The organism is Mesorhizobium sp. M0227, assembly GCF_040321855.1.
GTDB lineage: Bacteria > Pseudomonadota > Alphaproteobacteria > Rhizobiales > Rhizobiaceae > Mesorhizobium.
In genome coordinates this window covers 1-21,421 of the sequence record NZ_JAMYSJ010000042.1, presented here as the reverse complement: position 1 = coordinate 21,421, position 21,421 = coordinate 1, and the positions used below count along the sequence as shown (strand labels likewise).

At 61.1% G+C, this 21,421-nt stretch carries 33 protein-coding genes; 1 reads left to right on the top strand and 32 read right to left on the bottom strand.

All coding sequences use genetic code 11. From position 1 onward, the window contains the following. Nucleotides 1–33: 33 nt before the first annotated feature. The 4 genes from NKJ00_RS30540 to NKJ00_RS30525 all read right to left on the bottom strand — a co-directional run bounded on the left by NKJ00_RS30540 (nucleotide 34) and on the right by NKJ00_RS30525 (nucleotide 5,693). Complete coding sequence (locus NKJ00_RS30540; RefSeq protein WP_352632376.1) at nucleotides 34–1,689, bottom strand: hypothetical protein; 1,656 nt, start codon at nucleotides 1,687–1,689, stop codon at nucleotides 34–36. A gap of 159 nt (nucleotides 1,690–1,848) precedes the next feature. Beyond that, nucleotides 1,849–2,679, bottom strand: coding sequence for an aspartyl/asparaginyl beta-hydroxylase domain-containing protein (locus tag NKJ00_RS30535; RefSeq protein WP_127295791.1), 831 nt, complete (start codon nucleotides 2,677–2,679; stop codon nucleotides 1,849–1,851). Nucleotides 2,680–2,850: 171 nt separating this feature from the next. After that, entirely contained in the window at nucleotides 2,851–4,158 is a 1,308-nt protein-coding gene (locus NKJ00_RS30530; protein ID WP_352632374.1) for a replication-associated recombination protein A, read from the bottom strand. A gap of 47 nt (nucleotides 4,159–4,205) precedes the next feature. Further along, nucleotides 4,206–5,693, bottom strand: coding sequence for a DegQ family serine endoprotease (locus tag NKJ00_RS30525; protein ID WP_352611720.1), 1,488 nt, complete (start codon nucleotides 5,691–5,693; stop codon nucleotides 4,206–4,208). Between the two features lie 84 nt (nucleotides 5,694–5,777). Here NKJ00_RS30525 and NKJ00_RS30520 point away from each other — a divergent pair, with 84 nt between their 5' ends. Further along, nucleotides 5,778–6,482, top strand: coding sequence for a hypothetical protein (locus NKJ00_RS30520; RefSeq protein WP_352611719.1), 705 nt, complete (start codon nucleotides 5,778–5,780; stop codon nucleotides 6,480–6,482). Nucleotides 6,483–6,503: 21 nt separating this feature from the next. On the opposite strand, the gene rplQ is transcribed toward NKJ00_RS30520, so the two are convergent. The 28 genes from rplQ to NKJ00_RS30380 form a co-directional block, all read right to left on the bottom strand. After that, nucleotides 6,504–6,935 carry a 50S ribosomal protein L17 gene (gene rplQ / locus NKJ00_RS30515; RefSeq protein WP_027038732.1) on the bottom strand — a complete coding sequence of 144 codons (432 nt, stop codon included), beginning with the start codon at nucleotides 6,933–6,935 and terminating at the stop codon, nucleotides 6,504–6,506. Between the two features lie 104 nt (nucleotides 6,936–7,039). After that, on the bottom strand, nucleotides 7,040–8,050 hold the full coding sequence (locus NKJ00_RS30510) for a DNA-directed RNA polymerase subunit alpha (RefSeq protein ID WP_023812081.1): 1,011 nt from the start codon (nucleotides 8,048–8,050) through the stop codon (nucleotides 7,040–7,042). Between the two features lie 102 nt (nucleotides 8,051–8,152). Beyond that, a complete protein-coding gene (gene rpsK / locus NKJ00_RS30505; RefSeq protein ID WP_006205444.1) occupies nucleotides 8,153–8,542 on the bottom strand; it encodes a 30S ribosomal protein S11 in 390 nt (129 codons plus the stop codon). A 161-nt stretch (nucleotides 8,543–8,703) separates the two neighbouring features. Continuing rightward, on the bottom strand, nucleotides 8,704–9,072 hold the full coding sequence (gene rpsM / locus NKJ00_RS30500) for a 30S ribosomal protein S13 (RefSeq protein WP_013531437.1): 369 nt from the start codon (nucleotides 9,070–9,072) through the stop codon (nucleotides 8,704–8,706). A gap of 210 nt (nucleotides 9,073–9,282) precedes the next feature. Next, complete coding sequence (locus NKJ00_RS30495) at nucleotides 9,283–9,879, bottom strand: adenylate kinase (protein ID WP_023812082.1); 597 nt, start codon at nucleotides 9,877–9,879, stop codon at nucleotides 9,283–9,285. After that, nucleotides 9,876–11,216, bottom strand: coding sequence for a preprotein translocase subunit SecY (gene secY / locus NKJ00_RS30490; protein ID WP_023812083.1), 1,341 nt, complete (start codon nucleotides 11,214–11,216; stop codon nucleotides 9,876–9,878). The genes NKJ00_RS30495 and secY overlap by 4 nt, the downstream gene beginning before the upstream one ends. 192 nt (nucleotides 11,217–11,408) lie before the next feature. Beyond that, nucleotides 11,409–11,885: a 50S ribosomal protein L15 gene (gene rplO / locus NKJ00_RS30485; protein ID WP_013531434.1), complete on the bottom strand. Its 477-nt coding sequence runs from the start codon at nucleotides 11,883–11,885 to the stop codon at nucleotides 11,409–11,411. A gap of 22 nt (nucleotides 11,886–11,907) precedes the next feature. Continuing rightward, on the bottom strand, nucleotides 11,908–12,105 hold the full coding sequence (gene rpmD / locus NKJ00_RS30480) for a 50S ribosomal protein L30 (RefSeq protein WP_006205449.1): 198 nt from the start codon (nucleotides 12,103–12,105) through the stop codon (nucleotides 11,908–11,910). A 24-nt stretch (nucleotides 12,106–12,129) separates the two neighbouring features. Then, nucleotides 12,130–12,693 carry a 30S ribosomal protein S5 gene (gene rpsE / locus NKJ00_RS30475; protein ID WP_006333394.1) on the bottom strand — a complete coding sequence of 188 codons (564 nt, stop codon included), beginning with the start codon at nucleotides 12,691–12,693 and terminating at the stop codon, nucleotides 12,130–12,132. 147 nt (nucleotides 12,694–12,840) lie between these two features. After that, nucleotides 12,841–13,200, bottom strand: coding sequence for a 50S ribosomal protein L18 (gene rplR, locus NKJ00_RS30470; protein WP_023812084.1), 360 nt, complete (start codon nucleotides 13,198–13,200; stop codon nucleotides 12,841–12,843). A 139-nt stretch (nucleotides 13,201–13,339) separates the two neighbouring features. After that, a complete protein-coding gene (gene rplF / locus NKJ00_RS30465; RefSeq protein ID WP_013531432.1) occupies nucleotides 13,340–13,873 on the bottom strand; it encodes a 50S ribosomal protein L6 in 534 nt (177 codons plus the stop codon). Nucleotides 13,874–13,962: 89 nt separating this feature from the next. Continuing rightward, entirely contained in the window at nucleotides 13,963–14,361 is a 399-nt protein-coding gene (gene rpsH / locus NKJ00_RS30460; protein WP_013531431.1) for a 30S ribosomal protein S8, read from the bottom strand. A gap of 12 nt (nucleotides 14,362–14,373) precedes the next feature. After that, nucleotides 14,374–14,679, bottom strand: coding sequence for a 30S ribosomal protein S14 (gene rpsN, locus NKJ00_RS30455; RefSeq protein ID WP_013895695.1), 306 nt, complete (start codon nucleotides 14,677–14,679; stop codon nucleotides 14,374–14,376). A gap of 27 nt (nucleotides 14,680–14,706) precedes the next feature. Further along, the gene (gene rplE / locus NKJ00_RS30450; RefSeq protein ID WP_013531429.1) at nucleotides 14,707–15,306 is read right to left on the bottom strand and encodes a 50S ribosomal protein L5; all 600 of its coding nucleotides are present in this window, start codon (nucleotides 15,304–15,306) and stop codon (nucleotides 14,707–14,709) included. Further along, complete coding sequence (gene rplX, locus NKJ00_RS30445; protein ID WP_013531428.1) at nucleotides 15,299–15,613, bottom strand: 50S ribosomal protein L24; 315 nt, start codon at nucleotides 15,611–15,613, stop codon at nucleotides 15,299–15,301. The genes rplE and rplX overlap by 8 nt, the downstream gene beginning before the upstream one ends. 12 nt (nucleotides 15,614–15,625) lie before the next feature. After that, nucleotides 15,626–15,994 (bottom strand): 50S ribosomal protein L14, encoded by a 369-nt coding sequence (rplN, locus tag NKJ00_RS30440; protein ID WP_006205457.1) that lies wholly within the window; start codon nucleotides 15,992–15,994, stop codon nucleotides 15,626–15,628. An 83-nt stretch (nucleotides 15,995–16,077) separates the two neighbouring features. Further along, the gene (gene rpsQ / locus NKJ00_RS30435; protein WP_010909280.1) at nucleotides 16,078–16,317 is read right to left on the bottom strand and encodes a 30S ribosomal protein S17; all 240 of its coding nucleotides are present in this window, start codon (nucleotides 16,315–16,317) and stop codon (nucleotides 16,078–16,080) included. Between the two features lie 11 nt (nucleotides 16,318–16,328). Next, entirely contained in the window at nucleotides 16,329–16,529 is a 201-nt protein-coding gene (gene rpmC, locus NKJ00_RS30430) for a 50S ribosomal protein L29 (protein ID WP_006205459.1), read from the bottom strand. Between the two features lie 13 nt (nucleotides 16,530–16,542). Then, nucleotides 16,543–16,956 (bottom strand): 50S ribosomal protein L16, encoded by a 414-nt coding sequence (gene rplP / locus NKJ00_RS30425; RefSeq protein ID WP_013531427.1) that lies wholly within the window; start codon nucleotides 16,954–16,956, stop codon nucleotides 16,543–16,545. 27 nt (nucleotides 16,957–16,983) lie between these two features. Then, a complete protein-coding gene (gene rpsC / locus NKJ00_RS30420; RefSeq protein ID WP_013531426.1) occupies nucleotides 16,984–17,709 on the bottom strand; it encodes a 30S ribosomal protein S3 in 726 nt (241 codons plus the stop codon). Continuing rightward, nucleotides 17,709–18,098 carry a 50S ribosomal protein L22 gene (rplV, locus tag NKJ00_RS30415; RefSeq protein WP_006205462.1) on the bottom strand — a complete coding sequence of 130 codons (390 nt, stop codon included), beginning with the start codon at nucleotides 18,096–18,098 and terminating at the stop codon, nucleotides 17,709–17,711. The genes rpsC and rplV overlap by 1 nt, the downstream gene beginning before the upstream one ends. 2 nt (nucleotides 18,099–18,100) lie before the next feature. Continuing rightward, complete coding sequence (gene rpsS / locus NKJ00_RS30410; RefSeq protein WP_006205463.1) at nucleotides 18,101–18,379, bottom strand: 30S ribosomal protein S19; 279 nt, start codon at nucleotides 18,377–18,379, stop codon at nucleotides 18,101–18,103. 16 nt (nucleotides 18,380–18,395) lie between these two features. After that, nucleotides 18,396–19,229 carry a 50S ribosomal protein L2 gene (gene rplB / locus NKJ00_RS30405; protein ID WP_024505067.1) on the bottom strand — a complete coding sequence of 278 codons (834 nt, stop codon included), beginning with the start codon at nucleotides 19,227–19,229 and terminating at the stop codon, nucleotides 18,396–18,398. A 22-nt stretch (nucleotides 19,230–19,251) separates the two neighbouring features. Continuing rightward, nucleotides 19,252–19,545 carry a 50S ribosomal protein L23 gene (locus NKJ00_RS30400; protein ID WP_013531424.1) on the bottom strand — a complete coding sequence of 98 codons (294 nt, stop codon included), beginning with the start codon at nucleotides 19,543–19,545 and terminating at the stop codon, nucleotides 19,252–19,254. Beyond that, nucleotides 19,542–20,162, bottom strand: a complete 621-nt coding sequence (gene rplD, locus NKJ00_RS30395) for a 50S ribosomal protein L4 (RefSeq protein ID WP_013531423.1) — start codon at nucleotides 20,160–20,162, stop codon at nucleotides 19,542–19,544. Before rplD ends, NKJ00_RS30400 begins: the two co-directional genes overlap by 4 nt. After that, nucleotides 20,162–20,890, bottom strand: a complete 729-nt coding sequence (gene rplC, locus NKJ00_RS30390; RefSeq protein WP_013531422.1) for a 50S ribosomal protein L3 — start codon at nucleotides 20,888–20,890, stop codon at nucleotides 20,162–20,164. The genes rplD and rplC overlap by 1 nt, the downstream gene beginning before the upstream one ends. A 61-nt stretch (nucleotides 20,891–20,951) precedes the next feature. Continuing rightward, complete coding sequence (gene rpsJ, locus NKJ00_RS30385) at nucleotides 20,952–21,260, bottom strand: 30S ribosomal protein S10 (RefSeq protein ID WP_010909272.1); 309 nt, start codon at nucleotides 21,258–21,260, stop codon at nucleotides 20,952–20,954. A gap of 69 nt (nucleotides 21,261–21,329) precedes the next feature. After that, on the bottom strand, nucleotides 21,330–21,421 hold a 92-nt coding region (locus NKJ00_RS30380; protein WP_023785181.1), incomplete at its 5' end, for an EF-Tu C-terminal domain-related protein.

Below are 21,421 nucleotides of genomic sequence, written 5' to 3'. Positions count from 1 at the left end.
TGCGGGCGCAACCGCACGGATTGGCCGAGTTCGTCACCACTCAGGCGTTGCCCATCCCGGATATTTTTTCCTGAACTCGTTGTAGAGGTCATCGATCTCCGTTTTGCCGACAGGGCGCACCTGTTCGTAGAGGTAGCCCTTGACGTCGCCGGACAGCTGGTACGCCGCGATGCGCCTGTATGCTGCGCCGATGCCTTTGCCCTCGACAATGTATTGGTCCGGTATCGAGACACAGAGCTGCGCACCCGGCTGCAGATGGGTAACGGGCGGATCGGTCACGACAACGTATTTGGACTTCAACGCCGCCGGTCTGAATCGATCGCGACTATCGACCTGACAAGCCCACTCGATGCGAGGGTAAAGGTCCTTGTCCATTTCATACAGCAATGAATCGCTCATCATCCCGCTGGATGCAAATACCGACAACCGGTCCTCAGGTCCCATCTTTCCAAGAAGGTCATCGATAAGGCGCCTGTATTCTGGAAGATTGTCGAGGTGCAGCGGGAGCGTGGCTTCGCTGGCAAAGACGTAGCTGATCGGTGACAGCACCTGGCGGCCAGTCGGGAAAAAAGTACCGAAAAACGCCAGCCCGGCGGCAACGGCTATCGCGGCGTTCGACCATAGCGATCTCAGTGCCGGCATCGAACCGATCGCAACGATTGCCTGGGCGTAGGCAGGAAAGAGCCAAAGAAATACTGGCACCGAATGATGGCGATCCGGGTCCTGCATGCGGGTGAAGAGGACGAAGGTGAGTGCCGAAGCAACGGCACAGAACAGGGAAAATCTGTTTCGGCGTATGATGGAGATGTAAAGGCCAAATACGATCAACAGCCAGTTCACATAGCTGAGCCGCGATCCTACCTGGCCAAGCTGTGAACCGAAGTTTGTCTTGTATCCGCTGTAAAGGTCGCCATAGCTGGTTCCCAGTATCTTGAGGATCAGGGGTTGCTGGAAGGTCAGCGCGGCTCCGATAACCACGAGGATCGCACACAGGCCCCCGACGGCGGCATTGCTGAGTGCCGGAAAGTCCCGGTCTTTCGCCTGCAGAAAACAGAAGAAGGCTGCGGAAATTCCGACCCCGATGACGGGATAGGCGTACCAGCGGCGCAGCACGAATGCCAACCACAGGCATACGCCGACACGTATTCCGCTGATCACCGGTTCATGGGTCAGGAACCTCGATTTCCAGAGAAAATAGGTTGCCGCGCAAAGCGCGAAACAGCCGGCAATGTCAGGCAACCCGCGAAGCGTCGCCGCCCAGAAGGGCGTGTAGAGAAAGGCCGCAATCCATACGGTGAGCCAGCTTCGGTATGAAGACGTCCCGGTCGCCGCCTCCAGATAGCTTATTCTGCCGATGAGAAGAGCGGTCGGGACCAGATAAACAGCGACTGTTCCGGCGATGTAGGAAAACCTCGAATCGCCAAAAATGATGTGAAACGGCATCAGCGGCACCAGGATCGCCGCACTGTAGTCATCCGTGGCTATCGAGGTTCTCAGGTGGCTGAGCCATTCGAGAGGGCTCTGAACCAAGAGCGTGCCTTGCCGGCTGAACGTGTCGAAATAGGCAGCGAAGTCCCAGTAATAGACAGGCTGTTCAAGCCCTACATAGGTGAGAGCAAGAGCAACTCCCAGCAGAGCGGTGCACACATAGGTCGTTGCCCAAAATCCGAGAGATCTGTTCTTCGTCACTTGAAGCCGCCAGGAGGGGAGAGGCAGAACTGTCAAAGTCAGCCCGGGCCGCCGTTCATGCAGCCAGGAGCCGTTCCGGCGCATGAGCGGCCACAAGGATGGGCCAAATCTCACATGCGGAGCACCCAAATGCCGCCGGCAGCGCCGGTTCTCTAAAGCTCAGGTCGTCCCGGCATTTTTCGGCTTGGTCGAGCCGATCATCTTCCAGTTCTTGTAGAACATGGAATTGATGCGCTCGACGCTGACCGAGACGATGGCGAGCATGCCCGCGATGAGACGGGGAACCGGAGACGGCCTGATAATGTCCATGAACACGCAGTAGCGGCGGCCGTCATACTCGTTGACCGAGCGATGCAGCAGCGTGTCGTCGAAGATGAACAGCGGATTGTCGTACCAGTAATTCTTGACGTTGCCGCACTCGACGAAAATCTCCGACTTCACCGGGATCAGATTGTAGAGGATGCGCAGGCTGAGCCGCAGCGGGCCGAAATGCCAGGACGTCGATTCGCGCTTGCTGAAGACGGAAACGGCTATGGTCTTGATGTATTTGAAATCCTTGTTGAACTCGGCGACATTATCGATCCTGTGCTTGCCGTACCACTGGTAGACATACATGCCGCGCCGGCCGGCGCCGAAATTGGCGTCGATGTCGGCAATGATCTCATCCTTGCGCGCTTTGAAGATGTCCAGGACCTCGTTGACCTCGCGCTGGTAGTCGGCGGGAAACTGCTCCAGCTTCCAGACGCCCGGATTTCTGTAGCACAAGAGGTCGACCAGCAGATTGAACGGCGAAAGCAGCCAGGTGAACAGGCCGTTGCCGAGAAAATAGCCTGAGAACAGCGACAGATCCTTGCGGTCGTTGCGCAGCACGTCGATCAGGCCGCAGATGATGAAGATCGTCGTCAGGATGGGAATGAAATAGAAGCCAAGGGCGAGAAGCGGGATGGCAATGGCGAACTTGCGAAGGGATTTGCGAAGGGTTTTTGTCATTTTTCCACGCGCGAAGCGCGATCCTGTTGCGAATGAGGTGCCCAAATCAAGGCAACGGCCACCGCCCGGCCGTGCGCCTTGATAAGGTTTTTTGGGTTACCACACAACGGCCCTGCTATCGTGGCCGGCTGGCTGCCTGGCGGATCTGGTCAACGGCCTCACGCAAACCCGCTATTCCCGCTCCTTGCGCAGCTTCGCCCAATAGTCGAGCCGCTTCCTGATATCGCGCTCGAAGCCGCGCTCGGGCGGATCATAGAAGGTCTGGCGGCCCATCTTCTCCGGAAAATAATCCTGCCCCGAAAAGGCGTCCGGCTCGTCATGGTCGTAACGATAGCCGGCGCCGTAATCCTCCGCTTTCATCAGCTTTGTCGGCGCGTTGAGGATGTGCTTGGGCGGCAGCAGCGAACCATGTTCCTTGGCGGCCCGCGTGGCAGCCTTGAAAGCGTTATAGACGGCGTTGGATTTGGGCGCGGTGGCGAGATAGACGGTGGCCTCGGCAAAGGCGAGTTCGCCTTCGGGCGAGCCGAGATAGTCGTAGGCATCCTTGGCGGCATTGGCGACGACAAGCGCCTGCGGGTCGGCAAGGCCGATGTCTTCCATGGCCATGCGGACCAGCCGGCGGCCTAGATAGAGCGGATCCTCGCCGGCATCGAACATGCGTGCGAGATAGTAGAGAGCCGCGTCAGGGTCTGAACCGCGCACCGACTTGTGCAGCGCCGAGATCAGATTGTAATGGCCGTCCTGGCCCTTGTCGTAGATCGGCGCGCGGCGCTGGACGATGCGCTGCAGTCCCTCGGGATCGAAGACCTCGCCGGGTTTGGCTGCCCGCCAGACTTCCTCCGCGAGCGTCAGCGAGGCCCGGCCGTCGCCATCGCTCATGCGGATGAGCATGGCCCGCGCCTCGTCGTCGAGCGGCAGCGCCCTGCCCTCGGTCTCCTCCGCCCGCGTCATCAGCTTGGAGATGCTCTCCTCGCCAAGCGAATGGAAGACCAGAACGCGCGCGCGTGACAACAAAGCGGCATTCAGTTCGAAGGACGGGTTTTCGGTCGTGGCGCCAACCAGCACGACTGTCCCGTCCTCCATGACCGGGAGAAAGCTGTCTTGCTGGGCACGGTTGAAGCGATGGATCTCGTCGACGAACAGCAAGGTCTGGCGGCCATTGGTGCGGCGCAATTTGGCCGCTTCGAACACCTTTTTCAGGTCGGCGACGCCGGAAAAGACAGCCGATATCTGCTCGAAGGCCAGGCTGGTTTGGCCGGCAAGCAGGCGCGCCACGGTGGTCTTGCCGGTGCCGGGCGGCCCCCAGAAGATCATCGAGCCGAGCGAGCCGGAACCGATCAACCGGGTCAGCGCGCCGTCAGGGCCGGTCAGATGCTCCTGGCCGACGACCTCGCCAAGGTTTCTCGGCCGCAGCCTGTCGGCCAGCGGCCGCCCAGGCGAGGTCTTTTCCGGTTCATCGACGCTGAACAGATCGGCCATGCACTTCTTTTTCGTTGGAGCATGAGCCCGAATGCACGGAACCAGCCCTAATAACGCAACACCTGACGCATTATCTGCCCGCCACGCTCGACGGTAAAGCGCCACCAGCGCGTATCCGTCTTGGCCGCCAGCTCCAGGGTCGCCGCGGTATCGATGGTGGTGCCGTTCACCTCACGCACGATGTCGCCCGGCTGGAAGCCGAAATCGGCGGCCGGAGAATCGCGGTTGATGTCGACCACGGTGACGCCCTTGATGTCCGTGCGCAGGCCAAGCCGCTGCGCGAGCCGGGGCGACAGCTCCGCGACCTTGGCGCCCGAAAACGGGCTGCGGCCATGCAGCGTCACCTCGGCAGCCTTCATGCCTTCCGGAGCACGCTCCAGCGCTATATCCATCGCCGCTTGCTGGCCCTTGGTCAAAACCGCGAAATTGGCGGTGGTGCCGATCGACAGCGTCGCCATCCGGTAGTCCAGCGCTTCGATGCTCTCGACCGGCTTGCCGTTGAGCTGCAGCACCACGTCGCCGGGCTTGAGCCCTGCCTTGGCGGCCGGACCGGTCGCTTCGACCGACGAGACCAGCGCACCGGTCGGCTTCTCCATGCCAAGCGATTCGGCGATCTGCGGCGTCACCGATTCGAACTCGGCGCCGACATAGGGCCGCTCGAAGAAGTCGAGCCCGGCCTTGGCCGCGTCGGCAAAAGCGCGAACCATATTCGAGGGAATGGCAAAGCCAATGCCGATCGAACCACCGCTGCGGCTGTAGATGGCGGTGTTGATGCCGACCAGCTGGCCGCCCATGTTGATCAGCGCACCGCCGGAATTGCCCGGATTGATGGCGGCGTCGGTCTGGATGAAGAAGCTGGAATCGGAGACGCCGATATGGCTGCGGGCCAATGCCGAGACGATGCCGCTGGTGGTGGTTTGGCCGACGCCGAAGGGGTTGCCGATGGCCAGCAGCAGGTCGCCGACCTCAAGCGCGTCGGAATCGCCGATGGCGATAACCGGAAACGGCTTGTCCGAGGTGATCTTGAGCACGGCGAGGTCGAGTGTCTCGTCCTTGAGCAGCACCTTGCTGTCGAACTCGCGTCCGTCCGCCGTCGCCACCTTGACCCGGTCGGCATCCTTGATGACGTGGTAATTGGTGACCACGACGCCGGTCGGATCGACCAGCACGCCGGAGCCGAGCGAAGACTGCGCACGCGGCTGCGAGCGGCCGAAGAATTCCTCGAAGAACGGATCGCCGTCGAAAGGCGACGTCACCTTGGCGGTCTGCGAGGCATAGACGTTGACCACCGCCGGGGCTGTCTGCTTGACCAGCGGCGCAAAGGACAATTGCACCTCCTCGCGGCCGAACGGCACACGCTTGTCGGGACCAGCCGTGGCGTTTTCGCCTTCGACGCCATGCAGCAGGTCGGTCAGCACATCGGACAGGCCGGGATCGGTCTTGGTCTCCTCGGCCAATGCCTGCCTGACCACCGGTGCGGCCGCAAACGCCATGACGGCGAAAAGCAGAACAAAGGGCAGTCTTCTGGCGCGCATTCGCGAATCCTCCAAGGCAAGTTCGGGGGCATTGTCCCGACGATTGTGCAAAATGAAAGGCTAAGCCGCTGAAATCCGATTATTTTGGGCAGCAAAACAGCTACAGCTGACCTTGAAACCGAAAACCTCGTGGCCCTGATGAAAAAACAACTCCTGTCTTTCCGTGACTTTTTGAAGACCGGCAGCTTGGGGCCGATCTCCCCCGACATGACAATGGCCGAGATTGTCGAAGTGCTCGGCACGCCTGAGCATGTCGATCCAGATTACTGGACGTTCGGAAAGCTCGAAATTTCCTTTGATATCACGCCGCCTCGCCAGATGAACTGGTTTCAAATTGAGCAGGCCAGTTGCCTCAAAGGCGATTTGGAGGCTCTCACCACTCGCTTTGCAGTCTCCCTGGACGGGTTCAGCGGAAAGACAAAGCCATCAGAGTTCCTGGGTGCCGGCCTTTGGACTCCAGATCAGGCCAAGGTTTTCTACGCGACGTCCGGCCATGACATCGGAATGAACATCTGCGCCGGACCGATTCAGATACATTTTCATGTGGCTGCCGACTTCATCGGCAACCAAGACGCCGAAACCTATTTGAACGTCTCCTCCCCATCGCAATCGATGGCGAAAATCGATTCTCAAGCCGTCCTCGACAGTATCTATTCATACCCCTACCCGAAGACTGAAGAGGTACCGGGTGCATTCAATTGGAAGCTGTTGAGCGGAAGCCAGTACCTGGCGCTGGCCGATGGACAGCAAACATCGGCAAACAAAAAAGGGGCCCGCAGGCCCCTTTGAACTCATTGGGAAAACCGAGCCTTATGCGGCTGCGGCATCCGCGTCGGCACCTTCGGCTTCGATGCGAGCGCGGTCGCCGGCGCCCTTGGCCGAGACGTCACGATCGACGAACTCGATGACAGCCATGGCGGCGTTGTCACCGTGACGGAAGCCCGCCTTCATGATACGCAGATAGCCGCCATTGCGGTTGGCGTAACGCGGCGCGATGGTGTCGAACAGACGCTTGACGACGCCTTCATTGCCGATCTGGGCAATGACCTGGCGGCGGGCGTGCAGGTCGCCGCGCTTGCCGAGCGTCACCAGCTTCTCGACGATCGGACGCAGGTCCTTCGCCTTCGGCAAGGTCGTGACGATCTGCTCGTGCTCGAGCAGCGACACGGCGAGGTTGGCGAACATCGACTTGCGATGGCTAATGCTTCGGGCGAAGCGACGGCCTTTGAAACCGTGGCGCATGGCTCTTTTCCTTCTTCAGTTGTTCAAGAGGCCGTGGCCTCTGATGGTTTTCCGCATGACCGTCGGATCGAGCGGCCCACGCCGCCGATCCTTGGAATTCATGCTCAATATTGGTCTTCGTAACGCTTAGCGAGGTCTTCGATATTTTCCGGCGGCCAGTCCGGCACTTCCATGCCGAGGTGCAGGCCCATCGCCGCCAGGACTTCCTTGATCTCGTTCAGCGACTTGCGGCCGAAGTTCGGGGTGCGGAGCATCTCGGCTTCGGTCTTCTGGATCAGGTCGCCGATATAGACGATGTTGTCGTTCTTCAGGCAGTTGGCCGAACGCACCGAAAGCTCGAGTTCGTCGACCTTCTTGAGCAGCGCCGGGTTGAAGGCGAGCTCGGTGACGGCCTCGGCGGCGACTTCCTTCTGCGGCTCGTCGAAGTTGACGAACAGGCCGAGCTGGTCCTGCAGGATGCGGGCGGCGAAAGCCACCGCGTCCTCGCCGGTGATCGAACCGTCGGTGTCGATCGTCATGGTCAGCTTGTCATAGTCGAGAACCTGACCCTCGCGGGTGTTCTCGACCTTGTAGGAGACCTTCTTGACCGGCGAATAAAGGCTGTCGACCGGGATCAAGCCGATCGGCGCGTCTTCGGCGCGGTTGCGGTCGGCCGGCACGTAACCCTTGCCGGTGTCGACGGTGAATTCCATGCGGATTTCAGCGCCTTCGTCCAGCGTGCAGATGACGTGGTCGGGGTTGAGGATCTCGACGTCGCCAACCGTCTGGATGTCACCGGCAAGAACAGCACCCGGTCCCTGCTTGCGAACGACCATGCGCTTGGGACCATCGCCTTCCATGCGGATGGCGATTTCCTTGATATTCAAGACGATGTCGGTCACGTCCTCGCGCACACCGGCGATGGACGAGAATTCATGCAGAACGCCGTCGATCTGCACGGCGGTAACAGCCGCACCGCGCAGCGAAGACAGAAGCACGCGGCGCAGCGCGTTGCCCAGCGTCAGGCCAAAGCCACGCTCGAGAGGCTCGGCGACCAGCGTGGTCAGCGTCTTCTTCTTCGACGAGAACTCGATCTTGTTCGGCTTGATCAGTTCCTGCCAATTTTTCTGGATCATGATGCTTTCCTTCCGTTGACCCGCCACCATCCAATCGTGGCGGGCGACCTGGAATGCCGCGGAGGAGCGCCCAAGGGCGCTCGCGCGGCGTTCGATAAATGCTTAGACGCGACGCTTCTTGCGCGGGCGGCAGCCATTGTGCGGGATCGGCGTCACATCACGGATCGACGTGATGGTGAAGCCGGCGGCCTGCAGGGCGCGCAATGCCGATTCACGACCGGAGCCGGGCCCGCAGACCTCGACTTCGAGCATGCGCATGCCGTGTTCCTGGGCCTTCTTGGCAACATCCTCGGCAGCCATCTGGGCAGCGAACGGGGTCGACTTGCGCGAACCCTTGAAGCCCTGGGCACCGGCCGACGACCAGGCAATCGAATTGCCCTGCGCGTCGGTGATGGTGATCATCGTGTTGTTGAAGGTCGAATTGACGTGGGCAACGCCCGACGAGATATTCTTGCGTTCGCGACGGCGAACACGAGCGGCTTCCTTGGCCATGATAGTCCTTTCAGTTGATCTCTACACCGCCGTAATGCCAGCGGCTCCACCTTCGTAAGGGAGTAGGGGAATAGGGCAGTAAGGGAGTAGGGAAAAGTGCGGCCCGATTGATGGGCATTCCCTACTGCCTTACTCCCCTACTCCCTTATTCCCCTAACAAATTACTTCTTCTTGCCGGCGATCGACTTGGCCGGGCCCTTGCGGGTGCGCGCATTGGTATGCGTGCGCTGGCCGCGGACCGGCAGCGAGCGGCGGTGACGCAGGCCGCGGTAGCAGCCGAGGTCCATGAGCCGCTTGATGTTCATAGAGACTTCGCGGCGCAGGTCGCCTTCAACCTGGTAATCGCGGTCGATGGTTTCGCGGATCTGCAGCACTTCCGCGTCGGTCAGCTGGTTGACGCGGCGCTCGGCCGGGATGCCGACCTTGTCGACGATCTCCTGGGCGAACCGCTTGCCAATGCCGTGAATGTACTGAAGCGCAATGACAACGCGCTTGTTGGTCGGAATGTTGACGCCGGCTATACGAGCCATGTTCTTCCCTTCTCCATGTGGGCCGGCCAATCCTCAAAAACGAGGCGGGCACGGCGCTGTCTTAAGTTGCCCCGCGTCCGGTGGAGGCCGGCCCATGCGGAAGTTTCCAGTTCAATGCGGCTGCCTTGCCCTTGCGGACAAGCAAAGCTCATGCCTGATAGGAAGACGGGCCGCCATACCGCAGCGAACCGCTTCCGTCAAGTGCAATCGTTAATTTCCCCGCACTGCGTCCTTGAGCACCGCTTCGATCTGTTCCGTCACGGCGTCGATATCGGCCATGCCGTCGACACTGCGGAGCTTGCCCTTGGCATAGTAGTAGCCAATCAGCGGCGACGTCTTCTTGTAGTATTCCCTCAGGCGCTCTTCGAACACCGTCGGGTTGTCGTCCTTGCGAACGGGAAGGCCGGCTGCCTGCGCCTCGTCGGCGCGCTTGACGATCCGGCCGACCAGGGCCTTGTCGTCGACCACGAGCTCAATGACGGCGTCGAGGGCCTGGGAGCGATCCAACAGCATCTGCTCGACCGCATCCGCCTGCACCAGGGTCCGCGGATAGCCGTCGAGGATGAACCCCTTGGCGCAGTCGGGCTGATCGATACGCTCGGCGACGATCGCGTTGACGATCGCATCGGACACCAGTTCACCGGCATCCATCACCGCCTTGGCGCGCTTGCCGACTTCGGTGCCTGCCTGGACGGCAGCACGCAGCATGTCGCCCGTCGAGAGCTGGGGTATGCCGTGTTTTTCTACCAGTCTTTGTGCTTGCGTCCCCTTGCCCGCTCCTGGCGGCCCAAGCAATATCAACCTCATCTGGCTTTCTTCCCCCCGCGCAGCTTCGACTTCTTGATCAGGCCTTCATACTGGTGCGCGATCAGGTGGCCCTGAATCTGCGCAACCGTATCGAGCGTGACACTGACCACGATCAGAAGCGATGTGCCACCAAGGTAGAATGGTACGCCAGTCGCCGAGATCAGGAACTCCGGCAGCAGGCACACCAGCACCAGATAGATGGCGCCGACGACGGTGATGCGGGTGAGAACGTAATCGATGTAATCGGCGGTGCGCTCGCCCGGACGATAACCCGGGATGAAGCCTGAATGCTTCTTGAGCTGGTCGGCGGTGTCCTTCGGGTTGAAGACAATCGCAGTGTAGAAGAAAGCGAAGAACGCGATCATCGCCGCATAGAATGCCATGTAGAGCGGCTGGCCATGTCCGAGTGCAGCCAGAATGGTGCTTGCCCAGGCCGGCATGTTGGTCGTCTGCGAGAAACCCGCGACGGTGGCCGGCAGCAACAGCAGCGACGAGGCGAAGATCGGCGGAATGACACCCGACGTGTTGAGCTTCAGCGGCAGATGCGAGGTATCGCCCTGGAACATGCGGTTGCCGACCTGGCGCTTCGGATACTGGATCAGCAAGCGGCGCTGGGCGCGCTCGAAGAACACGATGAGTGCGATGACGACGACGGCCAGCACGATGATCGCCAGGATCAGGCCGGTCGACAGCGCGCCGGTGCGGCCAAGCTCCAGCGTGCCGGAGATGGCGTGCGGCAGGCCGGCGACGATGCCGGAGAAGATGATCAGCGAAATGCCGTTGCCGATGCCGCGCGCGGTTATCTGCTCGCCCAGCCACATCAGGAACATGGTGCCGCCGACCAGCGTGACAACGGTCGAGATGCGGAAGAACATGCCGGGATCGCTGACGATGCCGTTGCCGCCTTCCAGACCGACAGAAATGCCATAGGCCTGAACCAGCGCAAGCAGCACGGTGCCGTAGCGCGTGTATTGGTTGATGACCTTGCGGCCCTGTTCGCCTTCCTTCTTCAGCGCTTCCAGTGACGGGATGACCGAGGTCATCAGCTGCATGATGATGGACGCGGAGATGTAAGGCATGATGCCGAGCGCAAAGATCGCCATGCGCTGCACGGCGCCGCCGGCGAACATGTTGAACATGCCAAGCACGCCCTTGCTCTGCGAAGAGAATGCCTGGGCGAAGGCGTCGGGATTGATACCAGGAAGCGGGATGTAGGTGCCGAGGCGATAGACGAGCAGCGCGCCGATCGTGAACCAGATGCGCTTCTTCAAATCCTCCGCCTTGGCGAAGGCCGAGAAATTCAGATTCGAGGCTAATTGTTCAGCAGCCGAAGCCATGCCTGATTCTCCGCTTGGTAACGCTTGATGGCCCTGAGGTCAGGCGGCGCGTTTCACCGAAGCTCACGAGATAAGCTCCGGGCTCTAAACATGCAAGCGGCCGCGTTGACGCGGCCGCCTCGTTGAGCAGATCAAAGCGCAATCGTGAGCAAAAACGGATCCAACTCTTGCCGATCGCGCTTCAAATTGCCGTTACTCGGCGGCTGCCTTTTCCTGCGGCAGCTTGACCGAACCGCCGGCCTTTTCGATCTTTTCGATCGCGGCCTTGGAGGCGCCGGCGACGTCAAAGGCGAGCTTCGCCTTGATCTCGCCGTCCGAGAGGATGCGCACGCCGTCCTTGACGCGGCGGATGACGCCGGCGGCAACCAGCGATTCAGCCGTCACGGTCGCCTTGGCATCGAGCTTCTTGGCGTCGATGGCCACCTGAATGCGGGCCAGCGACACGACGGTGAAGCTCTTGGCGAAGATGTTGTTGAAGCCACGCTTCGGCAGGCGCCGGTAGAGCGGCATCTGGCCGCCTTCGAAGCCGTTGATGGCGACGCCGGAGCGCGCCTTTTGGCCCTTGACGCCGCGACCGCCGGTCTTGCCGGAGCCGGAGCCGATACCACGGCCGAGACGCTTCTTGGAGTGCGTCGCGCCGTCCTTGTCACGCAGATCGTTGAGTTTCATCTGAGTTCTCCTGCGCTCTGGCTCAGCCCTCGTCCACGACGCGGACGAGATGCTGGACGGCAGCGATCATGCCGCGCACGGAGGGCGTATCTTCCAGCGTGCGCTGCTTGTGCATCTTGTTGAGGCCGAGGCCGACCAGCGTTGCGCGCTGTTCCTTCGGGCGGCGGATCGGCGAACCGATCTGCTCAACGGTGATGGTCTTGGTTGCTTTCTTGGCCATGGTCAAAATCCCTGGTCAGATCGACTATTCTTCAGCCGCAACGGCGGTGCCGCGGCGGGCCTGAAGGGTCGAATACTTGATGCCGCGAGCAGCAGCCACATCCTTGGGATGCATCTGGCTCTTCAGCGCGTCGAATGTGGCGCGAACCATGTTGTAGGGGTTCGACGAACCCATCGACTTGGCGACCACGTCATGCATGCCGAGCGTCTCGAAGACAGCGCGCATCGGGCCACCGGCGATGATGCCGGTACCTTGCTTGGCAGCGCGCAGCAGCACGCGTCCGGCGCCCCAGCGTCCTTCGACGTCATGGTGCAGCGTACGGCCCGAGCGCAGCGGCACGAAGATCATGTCGCGCTTGGCCGATTCAGTTGCCTTGCGGATAGCTTCCGGCACTTCGCGCGCCTTGCCGTGACCAAAGCCGACGCGGCCCTTCTGGTCGCCGACGACGACGAGTGCTGCAAAACCGAAGCGACGGCCGCCCTTGACGACCTTGGCGACGCGGTTGATGTGGACGAGCTTGTCCACCATGCCGTCATCGCGTTCTTCACGATCGCGGCCGCGGCCGCCATCCCTACGTTCCTGTGCCATATCCTGTTCCTTGTTTTTTTCCGGAAGCACGGTTGCTGATAAGATCCGGTGCCTCGCCCCGAATAAATCGGGAACGGTCACCGGGGGCGAAATCAATTCCTTCGCATAATCCCTATCCGAAAAGTCTGCAACTTTTCGGGACTATGCTTAGAAGCTCAAGCCACCTTCGCGGGCAGCCTCGGCGAGCGCCTTGACGCGGCCGTGATAGATGTAGGCGCCGCGGTCGAAGACGACTTCCTTGACGCCGGCCTTGGTGGCGCGCTCGGCGATCAGCTTGCCGATCGCGGTCGCGGCGGCGGTGTCGGCGCCGGTCTTGAGCGAACCCTTGAGGTCCTTCTCGAGCGTCGAAGCGGCAGCGATGGTGTGGCCCTTGGCGTCGTCGATGACCTGCACGTAGATGTTCTTCGACGTGCGGTGGACCGACAGACGCGGGCGCTCGCCGGCGACCTTCTTGATCTGACGACGGACGCGCTGCGCGCGGCGCTGCGTGGATTCCTTGGTACCCATGATGGTCTTCCTTGCCTTCAAAAAACGGGGGCCGCCATATGCGGTAGGCGAAAGCGCCTCCCGCGACCGCTCCCCGCGGCGTTACACTTCCTGGCTTGGCCTTTTCCGAAAAGTCTTCAACCTCTCGAGGCCAGGCCCACTACTTCTTCTTGCCTTCCTTGCGGACGATCTTCTCGCCAGCATAGCGGACGCCCTTGCCCTTGTAGGGCTCCGGACCACGATACTCGCGGATCTCGGCCGCAACCTGGCCGACCTGCTGCTTGTCGATGCCGGCCACGGTGATTTCAGTCGGCTTCGGCACCGTGATGGTGATGCCCTGCGGCGTCTCATAGACGACGTCATGGCTGAAGCCAAGCGCCAGCTGCAGGTTCTTGCCCTGAAGTGCCGCGCGATAGCCGACGCCGGTGATCTCGAGCTTCTTCTCGAAACCGTCCTTGACGCCCTGCAGGATGTTGACGATCTGCGTGCGCGACATGCCCCACTTGGAGCGGGCGGTCTTGGTCTGGTCGCGCGGCTGGACAGCGATCTCGCTGCCTTCCATCTTGACCAGCACTTCGTCGTTTACCACGAACTTCAGCTCACCCTTGGGGCCCTTCGCCGTCACGGTCTGGCCGTTGACGGTCGCGGTCACGCCCTGCGGCAGCGAAACGGGTTTCTTTCCAATACGAGACATTTTGTTGTCCTCGTCACTTCTCTTGTTTCAGGTCTCTGTCTTCGGGAACGATCCGAAGACCGGATTCCACTTTGCGGTCAACTGCCAGATCAGAAGATCTGGCAGAGGATCTCACCGCCGACGTTCTGTTCACGTGCTTCATGGTCGGCCATCACGCCCTTCGGTGTCGAAAGGATGGCGATGCCGAGGCCGTTGGCGACCTGCGGGATCGACTTGGCCGAAACATAGACGCGGCGGCCTGGCTTCGAGACGCGGGCGATTTCGCGCACGACCGGCGCGCCGTCGAAATACTTCAGCTCGATCTCGATTTCGGACTTGCCGTTGTCGAAGTCGGTCTGGCTGTAATCGCGGATATAGCCTTCAGCCTTCAGCACGTCGAGGACGCGGGTGCGCAGACGCGAAGCCGGCGTCGAAACGCTCGACTTCTTGCGGCCATACGCGTTGCGGATGCGGGTCAGCATATCGCCGAGAGGATCGCTCAATGACATGTTATGTCCTCCTTACCAGCTCGACTTGACCAGGCCCGGGATCTGGCCGTTATTGCCGAGATCACGAAGCGCGATGCGCGATACTTTGAGCTTGCGATAGTAGGCGCGCGGACGGCCGGTGACTTCGCAGCGGTTGCGGATGCGGATCTTGGCCGAGTTGCGCGGCATGGCGGCAAGCTTGAGCTGAGCGCGGAAGCGCTCTTCCATCGGCTTGGACTGATCCATGATGATCGCCTTGAGCGCAGCCCGCTTGGGACCGTACTGGTCAGCAAGCTTGCGGCGCCTGTTGTTCTTCTCGACTGAGCTGGTCTTTGCCATTTCAGATTTTTCCTTTTCTCGCTGCCGTTACTGGCGGAAGGGGAAGTTGAAGGCCTTGAGCAACGCCCTGGCTTCGTCGTCCGTCTTCGCAGTCGTACAAACGATGACGTCCATGCCCCAGATCTGATCAACCTTGTCGTAGTTGATCTCCGGGAACACGATGTGTTCCTTGATGCCCATGGCGTAGTTGCCACGGCCATCGAAGCTCTTCGGATTCAGTCCGCGAAAGTCGCGGACGCGCGGCAGTGCGATGTTCACGAGGCGGTCGAGGAACTCGTACATGCGTTCCTTGCGCAACGTGACCTTGGCACCGATCGGCATCTTCTCGCGGACCTTGAAGCCGGCGATCGAATTGCGGGCGCGGGTGACGACGGCCTTCTGGCCGGCGATCATCGCCAGGTCTTCGGCCGCGATCGAAGGCTTCTTCGAATCGGCGGTCGCTTCGCCAACGCCCATGTTCAGCACGATCTTGTCGATGCGCGGAACCTGCATCTCGTTGTCGTAGCCGAACTGTTCCTGCAGCGCCTTGCGGATGGTCTCGTTGTAGACCTGCTTGAGGCGCGGCGTGTTCTGAGCCTTGGACTGTTTGCTTTCAGCCTTGGGCTTCGTGGTTTGAGCCTTAGCCATTGATGACTTCTCCCGAGCGCTTGGCGACGCGCACCTTCTTGCCGTCCTTCTGGAAGATGAAGCCGACGCGGGTCGGCTTGCCATCCTTGGGGTCGGCCAGCGCGATGTTCGACAGCTGGATCGGCGCTTCCTTGGTGATGATCCCGCCCTCTTGGGACTGGGACTGCTTCTGGTGACGGCGGATCATGTTGACGCCGCGCACCAGCGCGGTGTCTTCCTTCGGCTGCACCGAGAGGACTTCGCCCGAACGGCCCTTGTCCTTGCCGGCCAGCACGACGACCTTGTCGCCTTTTCTAATCTTTTGCATTGGTCCGGCTCCTTACAGCACTTCAGGCGCGAGCGAGATGATCTTCATGTGGTTCTTGGCGCGGAGTTCGCGCGGAACCGGTCCGAAGATACGCGTGCCGATCGGCTCTTTCTTGTTGTCGACGAGAACGGCCGCGTTCTTGTCGAAACGGATCACGCTGCCGTCCGGGCGGCGGATGTCCTTGGCCGTGCGAACCACGACCGCCTTCATCACATCGCCCTTCTTCACGCGGCCGCGCGGAATGGCTTCCTTGATCGACACCACGATGATGTCGCCCACGGAAGCGTATTTCCGCTTCGAGCCGCCCAGCACCTTGATGCACATGACACGACGGGCGCCGGAATTATCCGCGACGTCGAGGTTTGTTTGCATCTGAATCATGACTGGCCGCCTTCTTCTCTTCTAACGGGATGGGCTCAAAGCCCCTCCCCGGTCTGTCCAAAATTCGTTGTTTACGCCCGAGGTCAGGCTTGGTCCGAAGACACGACGATCCAGCGCTTGTCCTTGGAAATCGGCTTCGATTCCTGGATGAACACCTGATCGCCTACCTTGTGGGCGTTGTTCTCGTCGTGCGCCTTGTACTTCTTGGTCATGCGCACGGTCTTCTTCATCACGGGATGCGTGAAGCGCCGTTCGACCTTGACGACAACCGTCTTCTCGTTCTTGTCGCTGACGACGGTGCCCTGCAGAATGCGCTTTGGCATGGTTTTCGTCCTTAAGCCTTCTTAGCCGCGGACTTTTCCGCAGCGATGGTCTTGATACGCGCAATATCCTTACGGACCTGTCTCACGCGCGCGGTCTTCTCGAGCTGGCCGGTGGCCTTCTGGAAGCGCAGGTTGAACTGCTCCTTCTTCAGGCTGGCCAGGTCGTCGGTCAGCTGGTCCTGGGTCTTGGTCCGGATGTCTTCGGCTTTCATGATCAGCCCGTCCTTATTCTGCGATGCGCTGCACAAAGCGCGTCTTGACCGAGAGCTTGGCCGCGCCGAGACGCAGTGCCTCACGGGCGGTTTCTTCATTGACGCCGTCGATCTCGAACATGATACGGCCCGGCTTGACGCGCGCCGCCCAGTAGTCGACCGCACCCTTGCCCTTACCCATGCGGACTTCGGTCGGCTTCGAAGTGACCGGCACGTCCGGGAAAATACGGATCCAGACGCGACCAGCGCGCTTCATTTCACGCGTGATCGCGCGGCGGGCCGCCTCGATCTCACGTGCGGTGACGCGGTTCGGCTCAAGCGCCTTCAGCCCGAAACCACCGAAATCCAGGTTGGTGCCGCCCTTTGCGGTACCATGGATACGGCCCTTGAACTGCTTGCGGAACTTTGTGCGCTTTGGCTGCAGCATCGTTCTAACTCCAAATTCCTAAATGTCTCAGGCGTTTTCGCGACGACGACCGCGTTCGCGATCACCACCACCGCCATGCGCTGCATCGCTTTCGCTGGCCCGACGCTCCGAAGCCATCGGGTCATGCTCAAGGATTTCGCCCTTGAACACCCAGACCTTGACGCCGCAGATGCCATAAGCCGTGTGCGCTTCGGCCGTACCGTAGTCGACGTCCGCACGCAGCGTATGCAGCGGCACGCGGCCTTCGCGATACCATTCCATGCGCGCGATCTCGGCGCCGCCGAGGCGGCCGGCGCAGTTGATGCGGATGCCTTCGGCACCGAGGCGCATCGCCGACTGAACGGCGCGCTTCATGGCGCGGCGGAACGCGATACGACGCTCGAGCTGCTGGGCGATCGACTGGGCGACCAGGGTCGCGTCGATCTCCGGCTTGCGCACTTCAACGATGTTAAGGTGCGTCTCGGACTTCGTCATCTCCATCAGCTTCTTGCGAAGCTTCTCGATGTCGGCGCCCTTCTTGCCGATGATCAGGCCCGGGCGCGCAGCGTGGATGGTGACACGGCACTTCTTGTGCGGACGCTCGATCACGACCTTCGAGATGGCAGCCTGCTTGAGCTCCTTCTCGAGATACTTGCGGATCTTGATGTCCTCATGCAGCAGCTTGCCGTACTCGCCGGTGTTCGCGAACCAGCGCGAATCCCAGGTGCGGTTGATGCCGAGGCGAAGACCGATCGGATTGACTTTCTGGCCCATTATGCGGCCTCCCCTTTTTCTTCGACTTCACGAACGACGATCGTGAGGTGCGAGAACGGCTTCTCGATACGGCTGGCGCGACCGCGGCCACGGGCATGGAACCGCTTCATGACGATCGACTTGCCGACATAGGCTTCCGCCACGATCAGTGCATCGACATCCAGGTCGTGGTTGTTTTCCGCGTTGGCGATTGCCGATTCCAGCGTCTTCTTGACCGTGCCGGAAATCCGCTTGGCCGAGAATTCGAGATCGGAAAGCGCTGTCGCGACCTTCTTGCCGCGGATCAGCGCGGCAACGAGGTTGAGCTTCTGCGGGCTGATACGGATCGTGCGCAATACGGCGCGCGCTTCGTTATCAGCAAGCCTGCGCGGAGCTTTGGCCTTGCCCATGATTATTTCCTCTTCGCCTTCTTATCCGCGCCGTGACCGTAATAGGTCCGGGTCGGAGCGAATTCACCGAACTTGTGACCGACCATGTCCTCGTTCACCGAGACGGGAACATGCTTCTGGCCGTTGTAGACACCGAAGGTGAAGCCGACGAACTGCGGCAGGATGGTGGAGCGACGGCTCCACATCTTGATCACCTCATTGCGACCACCTTCACGAACCTTGTCCACCTTCTTGAGAAGGTAGCCGTCAATGAAGGGGCCTTTCCAAATCGAACGAGTCACTTGGCGTTACCTCTTCTTAGCTCTTGCGCTGATGGCGCGAGCGCAGGATGAACTTGTCGGTCGCCTTGTTGGACCGCGTCTTCTTGCCCTTGGTCGGCTTGCCCCAGGGCGAAACCGGATGGCGGCCACCCGAGGTGCGGCCTTCGCCGCCGCCGTGCGGATGGTCGACCGGGTTCATGGTCACGCCGCGATTGTGCGGGCGCTTGCCACGCCAAACCGTGCGACCGGCCTTGCCGTCATTGATGTTGCCGTGGTCCGGATTGGACACGGCGCCAACAGTGGCCATGCAGGAGCCGTGAACGACACGCTGCTCGCCCGAATTGAGGCGCAGGATCGCCATGCCCTGGTCACGACCGACCAGCTGACCGTAACCACCTGCCGAACGGGCGACCTGAGCGCCCTTGCCCGGCTTCAGCTCGATGTTGTGGACGATGGTGCCGACCGGCATCGAAGCCAGCGGCATCGCATTGCCCGGCTTCACGTCGACCGATTCACCGGACACGATCTTGTCGCCGGGAGCCAGACGCTGCGGAGCGATGATGTAGGACAGCTCGCCATCATCATACTTGATCAGCGCGATGAAAGCGGTGCGGTTCGGATCGTATTCAATGCGCTCGACCGTGCCGACGACGTCGAACTTGCGGCGCTTGAAGTCGATGATGCGGTACGAACGCTTGTGACCACCGCCGATGAAGCGGGCGGTGATGCGACCATGATTGTTGCGGCCGCCCGACTTGGTCAGGCCTTCGGTCAGACCCTTGACGGGCTTGCCCTTGTAGAGGCCCGAGCGGTCGACGATGACCAGCTGACGGGTGCTGGGCGTTACCGGGTTGAATTTTTTCAGTGCCATTGTTCTGTCCTCGCGGCCTTGCTCAGAGACCCGTCGCGACGTCGATCGACTGGCCATCGGCCAGCGTCACAACCGCCTTCTTGACGTCGCTCTGGCGGCCAACCGTGCCACGGAAGCGCTTGATCTTGCCCTTGCGGACAAGCGTGTTCACGGCCATCACCTTGACGCCGAACAGCGCTTCGACGGCGGCCTTGATTTCCGGCTTCGACGCCTTCTTGGCGACGTTGAAGACGACCTTGTTCTGCTCGGAGGCCATGGTCGACTTTTCGGTGATCGCCGGCGAGACGATCACGTCGTAATGACGAAGGTCGGTCATTTAAAACGCTCCTCGAGAGCCTCGACGGCGGCCTTCGAAAGGACCAGCGTGCCGCGGCGCAGAATGTCGTAGACGTTGATGCCCTGGATGGGCAGCACGTCGATGTTGGGGATGTTCGTCGCCGCCAGCTTGAAGTTCTTGTCAAGCTCGGCGCCGCCGATCAGCAAAGCGTTGGTCAGGCCCAGCGTCGCGAAATTCGCGATCAGCGCCTTCGTCTTGGCCTCGGTCAGCTTCAGCTCGTCGATGATGATGATCGACGCGCTCTTGGCCTTGGCCGAGAGAGCATGCTTGAGGCCGAGAGCACGAACCTTCTTCGGCAGTTCGTGCTCGTGGCTGCGAACGACCGGGCCGTGGGCCTTGCCGCCGCCGCGGAACTGCGGAGCGCGTGCCGAATGGTGACGGGCGCGGCCCGTACCCTTCTGCTTGTACATCTTGGCGCCGGTGCGCGCGATCTCGGCGCGACCCTTGGTCTTGTGCGTGCCCTGCTGCTTCTTGGCAAGCTGCCAGCGCACGACGCGCTGCAGGATGTCTTCGCGCGGATCAAGGCCGAAAATCTCGTCGGAGAGTTCCACCTTGCCGGCGTCCTTGCCGCCCAGCGTTGTGATCTTGAGATCCATTATTCCGCTCCCTCTGTGGCCGGAGCCTCGTTCTTGGCGCCACTTTCGGCAGCAACGGCGCGGATCGCGGCAGGCTTCGGCGCATTGGCCGGCAGTGCCACCTTGGCCGCATCGCGGACCAGGATCCAGGCGCCCTTCGATCCGGGAACCGCACCGCGGATCAGGATCAGGCCGCGGTCGGCGTCGGTCGATACGATCTCGACATTCTGCGTGGTGACGCGGGTGTCGCCCATGTGGCCAGCCATATGCTTGCCCTTGAACACCTTGCCCGGGTCCTGGCGCTGGCCGGTCGAACCGTGCGTACGGTGCGAAACCGAGTTACCGTGCGTCGCACGGCCACCGCCCATGTGGTGGCGCTTAATGACGCCCTGAAAACCCTTGCCGATCGTCGTGCCCGTCACATCGACCTTCTGGCCGGCGACGAAGTGCTCGACGGTGATCTCCGCGCCGACATCGATCATGTTGTCGGCGGAGACGCGGAACTCGGCGACCTTCGCCTTCGGCTCGACGGAAGCGGTCGCGAAATGGCCGCGCATCGCCTTCGACGTGTTCTTCACCTTGGCAAGGCCAACGCCGAGCTGAACGGCGGTGTAGCCATTCTTCTCTTGCGTGCGCTGGGCCACGACCTGGCAGTTCTCCATCAGGAGAACGGTGACGGGAACATGTTCCCCGGCATCGTTATAGATGCGGGTCATTCCCACCTTTTTTGCAATCACACCTGAACGCATCGGTTCAATTCCTTTAGAGTTCCGGGCCAGGGGCACCGCCCCTTACCGCGCTCTCATTCCCTTAGAGCTTGATCTCGACGTCGACGCCGGCGGCCAGATCGAGCTTCATCAAAGCATCGACCGTCTGCGGGGTCGGATCGACGATGTCGAGCAGACGCTTGTGCGTGCGCATCTCGAACTGCTCGCGGCTCTTCTTGTCGACGTGAGGCGACCGGTTGACCGTGAACTTTTCGATCCGCGTCGGCAGCGGAATGGGGCCGCGGACGTTTGCACCGGTACGCTTGGCCGTCGACACGATTTCCTTCGTCGAGGCGTCGAGCACGCGGTGGTCAAACGCCTTAAGGCGGATGCGGATATTCTGTCCGTTCATGCGTCACTTCCTTGTTCTGGCGCGGCGCGGGCAACTCCCGCGCCCGCGACAGATCGGTTTAAGTCCAAATTACTCTTTGATGGTGACGACGATGCCGGCACCGACGGTGCGGCCGCCTTCACGGATGGCGAAGCGCAGCTTCTCTTCCATGGCGATCGGCA